This window comes from Nocardioides sp. Z30_9 (genome assembly GCF_058215735.1).
In genome coordinates this window covers 1,427,242-1,439,081 of sequence record NZ_JBZAJF010000001.1, presented here as the reverse complement: position 1 = coordinate 1,439,081, position 11,840 = coordinate 1,427,242, and the positions used below count along the sequence as shown (strand labels likewise).

The following is an 11,840-nucleotide window of genomic DNA, read 5'->3' as shown; positions in this document are numbered from 1 at the left end:
CGTGGACTTCTTGAAGGGCAACGCGACCGCGAGCGCCGGCGCGCTTTACGTGATTTGCCGCCATCTGACAACGCTCGGCATTGCCGTGTCGGCAGAGAATTTGCGGGCGAGTTTGCGCCCCCTGCAAGAGCAGCAGGCCAGCGACCGCGGCGGTGATCGCAACACCGATGCGTTGGCAACCTCGCTCAAGGTGGGGCAGGGGATCGGCGCGCTGTCCGAGCAGGCGGGCGTGGGATGGTCCGTCGACCCGGCGATCGCCGCCGGGTTGACCGCAGCAGTCGACGGTTGGGCTTGGTTCCGCGGCGATTTGCTGAGTCGGATCAATAGGGACGCGGTCGCCGCGATCGGCAAAGGCAACAAGCCATCCGATCTGGTGCTCGGGATTACCTGGTTCCTGCAGCAGGATGCGCTGTCGCCGTTGGGTACGGCGTTCGGTCAAGGTGCAGAGAAAACCATCGCGGAACTGCAGTACGACGACGGCAAGGCGGTGAAGGCAGTCGAGACGCCGGAGCAATGGCGGTCATTCCTGCGCTGGTCTATCGCGTTGGGCCTGGCCCGGAACGTCGACGCCCCCGGGGCCAAGGTGGTTGTGGCGGATGCGTCCACGGCGATCGCGGACCAGTTCCCGGTGCTGCCAGCCTCGGATCGCGCCGAAGACTGGCTAGCCCAGTTGATTACCCGCCTTCCGATCCTGGGCGCGCCCAGTGTGCTGGGGACGCTGCCGAAGCCGCGCGCCGGTTGGGCGGACCTTGCCCCGGCCTTGGCCTTGGGTCTTCTCAAGCTAGAGAAAGCCGGCGCCATCACGATGGCCGGAGCCGATGACGGCCGCGGCATCGTCGCCGTCGGACTAGGCGGCAAGACCCGCCAAGTCGGCATTATCACCGTGGCGGGGGCAGCGGCATGACACAGGAGACAATGGCCAAGTTCCGCTGCTGGTCGGCAGAAAAGGTGTCCGAGACGGTGTTCTCCGACATCGGTGCTCTCGCCGGCGATGCCGACGCGATTTTCCTGGCCGCGCATACACCAGTTGAACTCGCGCATCCCAAAGGGACTGAGGTTGATCAGCACGCCTCGGGTGAGAAGCAGGTGCTGAACGCCCTGCTTGGCCCGTTGGGGGACACCGAGCGCAACACCCTGATCGCGGTCACCGGTGGGGCGGGCAGCGGCAAGAGCCACGTCGTCCGCTGGGTGAACGCCCATGTCAGCAGAGACGATGACCGCTATCGGGTCCTCTACGTGCCGCGGGCGATCCAGACGCTGCGGTCGCTGCTACACAGGATCGTCGCCGATCTGCCCGGGGTCGACGGGACTGAACTGCTGAAGCGGGTCGACGACGCCATCGGTAAGGCCAGCCCCGGCCAACTGAAGGACCAAGTCGTCAACGAGATGAAGATCGCTCTCAACTGGACGATCCAGACGTTACCGGCCGAGGACGGCGAGACACCGGACGAGGCGCAGGCCCGTGAGGACCGCAACAACCTGCTCGGCTTTGCTGACGAAGAGGGCCGGCGTCGGGACGGGCTGGCCGACCTGCTGGAAGAGCCGCTGGTGAGCAAGGCCCTGCTGCGAAAGGGCGGCCGGTTAGACCGGCTAGTAGCGTCCTACTACGACGAGACCTCGCGTCGCGATGACAGCGAGGAAGCGTTCTCCGAGGACGATCTGCCTGTTCGCGAGTTGGGCGTTCGCCGCGCTCTCAAGCGTCGACCCGATCTGCTTGAGCTTTGGGAGATGGTGGCCCACGACAGCACCGACGCGCTCTCGCTGCTCGAGGACGCCCTGCGCAAGGCCGTTCCGGGGACGATCGGCCTGAGTGAGAAGGGCGGCGGTGAGACCCTGGATGGGCTTTTCACCCAGTCGCGGCAGATCCTCAAGCAGGACGGCCGAGAACTGGTTCTGATCTTTGAGGATCTCACCCAGTTCGGTCTTGTCGACGGTGAACTCTATGACCAATTCGTGACCCCGCCGTCGGCGGACATCGCGCCGCTTCGCGTGGTTTTCGCGGTGACCGACGGTGCCTTCGCGCGCATGGACAGGACCGTGTCGACGCGGATGTCCCACGTCTTCCAGGTGGGCGGTTCGGCGATGTCCGATCCGCAGAAGTTCGTCGGGCGCTACCTCAACCTGGTGCGGATCGGTGCCGGGCGTACCCGGGCATTGCGCGAGGCAGTCGGTTCCGGCGACGCATCGCCGTGGATGCAGAACGCCTGCACCAGCCTGGAAAACGGCCTGCCCTGCCCGTTCATCGAGACCTGCCACACCTCGTTTGGGAAGGTGGAGATCGATGGGCTCGGCCCCGTTGGGCTGTACCCCTACAACGCGTCGTCGCTGCGGCGCGCAATCGATCACCTCGGCAACGACGGGACGCCGCGCCTGGTTCTCGACGAGTGCGTGGCGACGAACCTGACCGAGGCCGACGCCCGGATTGCCGACGGCACGTACCCACACGGCCGTGTCCAAGACCGGTTTGACGACCATGCCACGAGGCTCCGCGATGTCGTTGTTCAAGACGTCCCGCTTGCGGAGAAGGACAGGGTTTACCGGGCTAGACTGATCTGGGGCGACGAGAAACCTCTGAAGCCCGGGATCGTAGAGGCGTTTTCGCTGCCGATGGGCGCACAAGGGCCTTTGCAACCGACGCCGGAAGTCGAGCCGACGCCCGGACCCCAACCGCCGACGACGCCCACCATCGTGGTCGCAGACCCGTTAGAACCGCTGTACCAGTGGCGGAACGGGGATACTCTGATCGAGAATGAGGTCAACTATTACCGCCAAACGCTGCTGCTGCTGACCCAGTCGCGGTTGCAATTGGACCAGCACCTGACGCACGTCTTCAGTGGCCGGGGAAGGGCCCTGCTCGGGCGGATGTTCAACCAGACCTCGTTCTACTTCGAAGGCGCGCGTGGTGCCGGTGCGGGTCAGGACTCGGTTCGCATTGAGATCAAACCCACAGCTGAGAGCGTGCAACTCTTGGCTGCCGCCCGTTGGTTCCGTGATCACGGGCACTTCGACCCCGAGCGCGGCAAGTGGCCATGGCCTTCTGGCCTCGCCCCGGTGGACATGATGCTCGATCTTGAGGACGCTCTAGACCGTTGGGCAACCGAAGTGCGTTCGCGATTCCTTGAGGCAACCGGCGGGCCGGCTATCGCCGCCGACGCCGTGGGACTGCGGGCGGTCGCGTTGCTGGCCTCGGGACACCCCGGGTCCGGGTTGTCATCGACTGTCGCTGTCCTGAATTCGCCGAGTGCGCCGCGTGGGCAAGTGACCAATACCTGGGCGCCGGTGCAGGCGGCCGCCGGGCAAGCCCTGGAACTCAAGTCGGAGGAGTACGTCGCGGAGTTCGCCGCTGTTCGTCAGGGCGCGAGGGGTGAAGCTCAGATGGTCGACTGCATCGAACTCGACCGAAGACTGGCTGAGTGGCTAGATGATCCCGAGGGATCGCTCGAACGGTTGCAAGGGCAGAAAGCAGAGCCAGATCTAGCCCTGCGCGCGAAGGTGTTGCTGGAGGCCATCCGCCAAGTACGGGCAGAAGAACAGCAGGCTCTGAATGACGCGTCCGCTCACCTCGCCGCGAACCTCGCAGGTCAGCCGCCAGCCATCGTCGGGGACCGGGCGCTGCAAATCGGCTCCGCCGCGAACTCACGTGGGTTATTCCGCCCCCTGAATGGGTGGGGCGAATTCCAGCGTGCCGTCCGCGTTTTGGAAATGGCCACGTCGGCAGTGCCGCCTCTTAGCGTTGACCCCGACGCCACGTCGGTGCTCCGCGCCCAGAACCTGGGCCGGTCGGTCTCGTCGCTGTCTGACGCGCTGCGGGTGGTGATCGACTCACTACGTAAGACCAAGGTTGAGTGCGAGCGGTCCGGTGACGCCGTCGGGGACGTGAAGGCACTCCGTGCGGAGGTCCAGGGCCAAGTCGCCGAGATCGATGGCTTGGTCAAGGCCATGGCTAGGAAGGACTGAGCGGATGACGACGATGCCGATCTGGCTGACCGAGGCCGACAAGGTGGTGACGGCCGCAACCGACACCGCCCAGTTGCAAGGAGAGATCCAGACCCTCGGGCTGGCCAAGAACGATCTGGCCGCACATTTGGAGTTACTGAAGTCCTTGGCCTCCGCATCCAGCCTGGGTGGGGGAGGATGGTTCCAGGGATACACCGGAGCGCCTGACCTGTTCGACGCCCTGAAGAACGCTGCCAAGAACCCGACCCAGTCGGCCCTAGGCGCGCTCACCCGTACCTTGGGCAACTTCGTACCGGCCGCACGCGGGCAAGCGCTCGAAGACTGGAAGGCCTACGGAGCCGGCCGAACCGGCAACGTGTTCGAATTGGCCAAACTCGCCGAGACTCTCGCCGGAGTCGACAGCGTCGCCTCGATGGCGAGCACCCTGAAGCAGGTGTTGCTTCAACTGGCGCCGGCGGCTGCCAAGTTGCCGACGCAGGCGGCCTTCGACCTGCTCGACGAGGCGGAGGAGCGGCTCAAGGCATTGGAAGCGGCGCTCCAACCGGAGGCGGTTCGGGCCTTCCTGTCTGCGGTCGCTCGCGGCGGCGCGTCGCTAACCATGCTCACCGATGAGGTGCGCGCCTGGTTGGAAGCCAACAACGCCGTGAACAGTTTCCGCATCACGCCAGGGAACCCTGATGCGGCATGAGTGATCCTCAAGCGGCCTTGACCGCCCTGGAACTTCGGGAGTCCGAACTCCTGGCGTGGGGCGCAGTAGGGGCGCAATGGTCGCGAGACGAAGCGATCGCCGTGCTGGCCGAGCACGGCGACGCCGAGGACCTCTTCGCCGACCTGGAGGGCCGCGGTCTGCTGGTTCAAACTCCGGACGGCGGGTACCGGACCCGGAGCGCAGAGACGATGCGACTCCTGGCGACTCTGCGACAGGCCTTCCGGGGCGATCGCATCCTGAACGGCCGGCCGTTGGTGCTGGACTTTCGGTTCCTGCAACGGCCGCGGCGTCGACCCGAGCGCAACATCCTGCGGAAAGACTTCGTCCTGAGGCTCGGCGACCTAGTCGGGGCCAACGGGTTGGCGACCGCTCATACGCTCAGCCCGCCAAAGATCTCAGCCTTCCAAGAGCGTTCGGCTCAGTCGATCTTGACGGCGCTCAACTCCGAAAATCCGCGCGCCGGAGTCGTGGTGACGGCTGGCACCGGTAGCGGAAAGACGCTGGCGTTCTATCTGCCACTGCTGGCGTGGCTGTCGGACCACGTCACCCCTCAGGCGGGCACGACGGCGCTCGCGCTGTATCCCCGCAAGGAGTTGCTCAAAGATCAACTGCAAACCCTGGTGGAGATGTCGCTCGACCTTGCAGCCAAGAGGCCCGGCTCGACCCCGCTGAGTCTGGCGAGCTGGTTCAGCCTGACGCCGCAGTCGATCCGGTTCATTGGCGACCAATGGCAACCCAAAGGCCCCGGCTACCTCTGTCCGTACCTACGCTGCCCCGTCTGCGACGGTGAACTGGTGTGGCCGAAGACAGCAGTGGCCAACAAGGAAGAGCGGTTGGACTGCCTGGACGTGAACTGCGGGTTCACGCTCCCTGGGTCGGTCCTGCGTCTTACTCGTGACTCGGCGCGGCAGCACCCGGCTGACATCATGCTGAGCACTACCGAATCGTTAAACCGGCAACTCTCGGTGCCGTCGAGCCTGAAGGCCTTTGGCATCTCGACGCAGAGTCTGAGGACCGTTCTGCTCGACGAGATTCACACTTACGAGGGGACGACGGGGGCGCAGAACGCGATCCTGCTGCGTCGGGTGAAGAAGGCCCTGGGCAAGCCGTTGGTGTGGGCAGGTCTGTCGGCGACCCTGACCGACGCGGGCGACTTCTTCGGCAGGCTGGTCGATCTGAATCCCGGTGACGTCACCGTCGTTGAACCGGCGTACGAGGAACTCGAGGAGTCTGGCGCCGAGTACCTGGTCGCGCTTCGACACGATCCGCACAGCAGCACCGGGCCGCTCTCGGTGTCGATCCAGGCGGCGATGGCGCTGTCTCGTTGCCTCGACGTGCTCGATGACAACCCGTTCAATCCGCCAGTCGACTCCGAGGGCATGGTTGGCAGTCGCCTGTTCGCGTTCACCGACAAGTTGGACAGTACGAACCGGCTGTATTGGGATTTCCTGGACGCCGAGGGGTGGTCGTGGCCCAAGCGACCGAACCCAAGGCACAACCCGCACACCTTGGCCCATCTTCGGTCGCCGTGCCAGGATCAACTCAAGGTGGGTCAGCGCCAGGACGCCGCCCAGCGCGACCTGGACGGCCAGTTGTGGTGGCTGGCCCAGACGCTGGGCCACAACATCGACGGCGACGTGCAGAAGCGAGTCGACCGGACGAGCTCCCAGGACAGCGGAGTAGCGAACGACGCGGACGTGGTCATCGCTACCGCCAGTCTCGAGGTCGGCTTCGATGACGACCGCGTCGGCGCTGTGCTTCAACACAAGGCGCCGCACGACATCGCGCAGTTCCTGCAGCGCAAGGGCCGCGCCGGGCGTAATGCCGCGACCCGGCCCTGGACGGTCGTGGTGCTGAGCAATTGGGGGCGAGACAGAGACGCCTGGGACGCCTATGACGCGCTATTCAGCCCCATCGTTCCGGCCCGCACACTGCCGATCGAGAACCTGTATGTGCTGCGGATCCAAGCGGTATACAGCCTGCTGGACTGGCTGGCGCAACATGCGAACATTCCCTGGGTCAATTCGTGGCGCCTCGCTACCGGCCCAGCCGACCTGCTCAGCAAGACCCCCCAAAAGCAGGCCGAAACGAAGGAGCACCAGGAGCTGCTGAGCGGTCTGCTCGCCCAACTACTGCGCGAAGGTCCCGAGCGAGACTCGCTGCGTCGGCACCTGCGCAAAAGCCTCGCTCTCGGCGCTGGATCTCATGCCGACCGGGTGCTTGAGCAGATCTTCTGGGAGGCGCCGCGGCCCCTCCTCGCCGGTGTCGTCCCGACCCTCCGCCGTCGTTTGGCTGACCAATGGGCGGCCGAACGACCGGCGCCCGATGACGGCGGGCTGAGACACCGGATCCCACTGCGGGACTTCGTGCCGGGAACCCTCTTCGACGAGTTGATGGTTCCGGATGTCAGTTTCCTGGTCCCGTGGAGCAAGGATGAGAAGCGCTCCGAACAGTTGCCCGCGCTCCGGGCCCTCCGGGAGTTTCTCCCCGGCAACGTGTCCCGACACTTTGGCGTTCGAGCAACCAACAAGCGGCACTGGGTCCCGTTGCCGGAGGCGATCGATGATGACGGCGTCCGCTGGGTTGACGTGGCTACCTACTCAGGGGCGCCGGTCGACGACGTCACGGCGAACGGCGAGACGACTCCGGTGTTTGCTCCGGTGGCCGTGGAACTCACGCCGGTCCCGGAAACGACCTCGGACGCATCATCAATGCGAGCCGACTGGGAGTTCAACGTCGTCCCATTAGGCAACGGCGTCTCTCTGCCGCTGTCGCCGTCCGTGACAACCCTGGTCCCGCACCTGTCGTCGCACCTGCACGTCCAAGGCGGGGGAGTGCGACTGATGCGCTACTCACTCGGTGGGGCCGGGGTGCGCTGGATCAACGGCAAGACCTCGGCCGAGCGAATCCGGTTCGGCGTGCGAGATGGGGAGGACTGGGCACCGGCCGCGATGGGCATCGAAATCCACTGTGACGCGCTGATCGGCCAGGTTGCCACCCCGGATTTCTCTTCCGCCCCACAGTCGGACGAGCGATCGGCCTGGCTCCAGCACCAGGTGCTGACGACCACAGACCTGCCGGGCGAGATGAGTTCGTTCGACCGATCCTCGCTGAGTGAGAGTGTGCTGGCCGTCGCCGCGACCTGGCCCGGTGCCCGAGACCAGGATCCGGACGAGGTCGCGTTCGGGGTCGAGTTGAGCAAGTGCGCAGACCTGCTGGGGTTGACGAAGACCGAGAACGACAGCAGTCTGCGCGATTGGCTCGCCAACTCCAGTGTGCGCGACGTCCTACTCGCAGCACTCCTCGGGGCTCGCACCGTCGGTCGCTCAAACGAGTGGATGCACTGGGTGCGTCGTCGGCACACCTTGAGCGCTGCGAACCTGCTATTGGTCTCGCTGACCAGTTGGGGCTCAGGCGTGGATGCTGATGAGTTGACGGTCGACCTGCATCCCGAGGACGACACCCGATTCGTCATCTCCGAGCAGTCGCCCGGCGGCACTGGGCAGATCGAGTCCCTGGCTAGATCCGTCTCGCAGAATCCCGACAACGTTGGCATGGCGTTGAGGGACGCAATGCGACCGTCGGACATGGAATCGATGGACGTCGAGTTGCGCTCGTTCTTGGCGGTGCCTGACAACACGGTCGCGATCGCCGTCCAGAACCTCGCGAGCGCGTGGCGCAATGGGCACGCTGCCGTCCGAGCCGCGACCTCGGATCTCGACGCTGCGTTGCAGGGGGTCGGCATTGAGATGGGTCATGCGGCCCGAACTGCGCTGTCGACGCGACTCGCCGGTCCGGGCGCTCACCCGGGTCTGATCGATGAGGTGTCCGTGTGGATGACTGCCCGGCAGAAGGCAGTTCTGGACGGGGGGTTCGCCGTAGATCCGAGGGTGCTGGCCCTTACCTTGGCCGACCGTGCCGAAGTTGATCCGTATCTCAAACTCGATCAGCCGAGTCCGGCGGACCGGGTTCGCGCCATCGGCAACGTCCTCTGGCCGTGGGGGGAGAGCGCGCAATCGGTGGCCTCTTACAATCCGTATGCGCCGATTCTGTCGGCGACGGTCGACGTGGTGCGAGACAACTGGGCCGCGCCAATCCAGGTGATAGATATCGGGACCTGGACCGATCAGGCCCGCCAGCAGGTGCATGACGAACTCGTGCGAGCTCGCGAGGTGATCATGCGGGTGGCTGCCCTCGAGCGCCGCACCCTGCGGGCTGCGATCCTCGACCTGACCACGGCCCCCGTCGAGGTCGGCCCACTGATGTTCCACCCGCAGGTGACTGCCGTCCGCGACCACGGAGCTTACGCCGAGGCGCGCGTGCTGTTGAGGGAGGCCTGGTCGTGAACCGAGTGATCCGCAAGTCCCAGAGCAGCAGTGCCAGCGAGGCGGCCGACCTGCTCGCTGGCATCTTCGCAGCCGAGATCGCTGCGCCTAGCACGTGCATCTGGTTGGTCTCGCCGTGGATCTCCGATGTCGAGCTGATCGACAACTGCGCCGGTTCGTTCCAGTCCTTGGCGCGGTTCGGCAAGCGTCGAGTCCGTCTGACAGAAGTGCTCGTCTCACTAGCCGACCGAGGCAGTCATGTGGTGATCGGCACGACCAGCGACCCGCACAACACTCGATTCGTCCAACGACTCGAGCACCTCGGCGCAGACCTCCGGGTCGAGGAACGGATCACCGTCAAGGTCGACACATCCGAGCAACTGCACACCAAGGCGATCACCGGTGACGACTATGCGCTTTCCGGCAGCATGAACATCACGTACAACGGCATCGAGGTGCGTGAAGAGTTGATCGACCTCTGCGTCGACCAGCAGATGGTGGCGCAGGCGCGCATGGACGCCTATGACCGGTTCGGGGGCGTGCTGCTATGAGCGTGGTAGATGCCATCGGGGCACTCATAGGCGACTACGCCATCTACGGGGAGCACGCCGACCGAATTGAAGGTCTTGTCGAGACCCAGACGTTGTCTTTCGTGGCTGGGCGCAGCAACTGGCTGGTGCTGCCGTGGCGCCCGGCGAACGCGTCCTCTGGTTTCTACCTGTTCTCTGAGGACCGTGAAGGACAGCGTCGTGGCCGGGAGGTGTTGAACGGCTTTCTCGGCCCCTCGGTGGCGCGACTGGTGAGCATGCCCGACGACCTCGTGGAATCGGCACTGGATCCGGTGTGGGCGGCCACTGGCATGGTCAAGGCGGCGTTCGTGCAACGCCGTCCCGACGTCGACCGTGTCGAGATGCTGCTCCGCCTCGAGGATCTGGTTGCCACCATGGCCGGTCGTCCGACGGCTATCGACGAGGTTCAAGCGACTCACGTCGATCTGCTCCGCGACGTGCGGTTGGCAATGCTGGGCAACGACTCGGTGAATGCTCAGCGACTCCTCGATCAGTTGGTGCTGACGGGGGAACTAAGCGCGGAGAACCTGCGGTTCCTGACCATCGAACTGTTTGCGGCCTTCGGTCGCTGGCAGGAGATGGCTGACCTGCCGTACATCAACGTACTGATGCAGGCCCGCCGGCCCCAAGCGGTCAGCGAGTCGATCCTGCGCATGATCTGGTGGACCGAGATCGTCCCCCATCTGGGCACCGCCGCGATTTCATCGGTGTTCGCCAGCGCCGGGGTGCTGACGAGATACGGCGGAATCCTCCGGACGATCCAGGTGCCGAACTCTTCGCAGGCGAGGATGCTGGCCTTCCTTACCGCGACCGCGGACCACGACGCCGAGCGCCAGGCCGCAATCCTCGAAGCGTCGGCAGATGATGCAGAGCGCGCAAATCTCGTCGCGCTCGCTCGGGGCACTGGGGGGTTGCCGGTTGCGACGGCGCCGGTTCCGGAGTCTGAGCCGGAACCGTTTCAGGAGCCTGAGTCGGAGCCACAAGAAGATCCGATGCTGGTGGCTATCGGCCGAGGCAAATTCAAGGCTGCTATCGACCTATTCCTGAAAGACCCGGCACCGGACTTCGCCGCCGTCGCGGTCGACGCGATCTTGGAGATCAACCAACACGACCAGGCTAGCGACGTCTTGGAGTTGGTTAAGACCTGGATCGACGGCGGCGTGATCGACCCCACAAGGAGCCTGCGTCGCGACCTCGAGGACCTCGATGCCTTGGTGGCCGGAGCGTGCGCCGGGTGGTCGGACTGGGCCAAGCGCGTCGGCTCCGACGACCGCTGGGCCGATGCATCGATGGTGCTGCGCGACCAGCATCAGAGCTGGGATCGGCTCGGTGCTCTGCCCTCGAACCAGGTCTCCGGAGTCGCCGACGGGATTCTCGCCGCTGTGGGCTCGACTAACGACGATCAACTGCGAGCCGGTCTGGATGTGTTGTGCCGGGTGGCCGCCGAGGTGGTCGAGAACCCTTCCTGCGCGCCGTTCTTCGAGACCGTCTTGGAGGTCCTGGCCGACCAGGAAAACCTCAGCGCCCAGGTCCGGGATGCCTACGTGCGTCTACTTGAGGCCATCTTGGCCGCAGGGCCGTCCAAGGGCGCCTATGTTGAGCTGCTGACCAGGACCACCGCGCTCTGGGATCTCGTCCGGGCCCGGCAGCACGTCGACTGGGCCCTGGAACTGCTAGATGCCGTCGCCGGCGCGAGCGCCCCGGACGCCGGGAGTCGCACCGCATACGGGATGCCCATAGTCCAGTACCTGCGCTCCTTGGAGCACCTCGGTCTCCGGCAGTGCGTGGAGGTCGAGGCGCTCGCTGTGGAGTTTGGGCTTCCCCGGCTTCCCGTCGAGGTGACGGCCCATGAGGAAGAGGAGTCGGTCTGGAGACGACTGGACGGCAGCGTTGTCGGCTTGTACTCCCTGCTCTCCCACGCCGTGCCGCGCTTCACCTCACGGCTGAAGGAATTATGCAGCCCGGGCGAGATCGTCGGGAACACTGACACCACCGCGACCAACGCGCTGAGCAGTCTGGCCACGCGAGCCGACCACCTCGTCGTCGACACCTGGCACGCCGCCCACCAGGCAACCAACGCGATCGACCACGTTCGGCCCAAGGGCAAGCAGGTGCTGCCGCAGCAGCGGGGGGTGACCGGATTCCTGCGTGCACTGGAAGCGCACCTGGAGAGGTAACCCGGTCGCTGTGCGCGTATGACGGCTGCGAGCGAGTCCGCTACCGCGACCGGATCCTCATGCTCCCACGCGCGCAGCACCCGTCAGTCGGCGTACTCCAGGC

At 65.4% G+C, this 11,840-nt stretch carries 6 protein-coding genes; all 6 read left to right on the top strand.

What is annotated here, in order from left to right; genetic code table 11:
• Nucleotide 1 precedes the first annotated feature (1 nt).
• The 6 genes from AC4BGB_RS07020 to dpdD are packed head-to-tail and all read left to right on the top strand — an operon-like array spanning nt 2 to nt 11,737.
• Nucleotides 2-904: a hypothetical protein gene (locus tag AC4BGB_RS07020; RefSeq protein WP_490545999.1), complete on the top strand. Its 903-nt coding sequence runs from the start codon at nt 2-4 to the stop codon at nt 902-904.
• Nucleotides 905-915: 11 nt separating this feature from the next.
• Nucleotides 916-3,957: a hypothetical protein gene (locus tag AC4BGB_RS07015; RefSeq protein WP_490545997.1), complete on the top strand. Its 3,042-nt coding sequence runs from the start codon at nt 916-918 to the stop codon at nt 3,955-3,957.
• Nucleotides 3,958-3,961: 4 nt separating this feature from the next.
• Nucleotides 3,962-4,645: a hypothetical protein gene (locus AC4BGB_RS07010; protein WP_490545995.1), complete on the top strand. Its 684-nt coding sequence runs from the start codon at nt 3,962-3,964 to the stop codon at nt 4,643-4,645.
• Nucleotides 4,642-9,012: a protein DpdJ gene (gene dpdJ / locus AC4BGB_RS07005; protein ID WP_490545993.1), complete on the top strand. Its 4,371-nt coding sequence runs from the start codon at nt 4,642-4,644 to the stop codon at nt 9,010-9,012. The genes AC4BGB_RS07010 and dpdJ overlap by 4 nt, the downstream gene beginning before the upstream one ends.
• Nucleotides 9,009-9,542 carry a phospholipase D-like domain-containing protein DpdK gene (gene dpdK / locus AC4BGB_RS07000; RefSeq protein ID WP_490545991.1) on the top strand — a complete coding sequence of 178 codons (534 nt, stop codon included), beginning with the start codon at nt 9,009-9,011 and terminating at the stop codon, nt 9,540-9,542. Before dpdJ ends, dpdK begins: the two co-directional genes overlap by 4 nt.
• The gene (gene dpdD, locus AC4BGB_RS06995) at nt 9,539-11,737 is read left to right on the top strand and encodes a protein DpdD (protein WP_490545990.1); all 2,199 of its coding nucleotides are present in this window, start codon (nt 9,539-9,541) and stop codon (nt 11,735-11,737) included. Before dpdK ends, dpdD begins: the two co-directional genes overlap by 4 nt.
• Nucleotides 11,738-11,840: the final 103 nt, after the last annotated feature.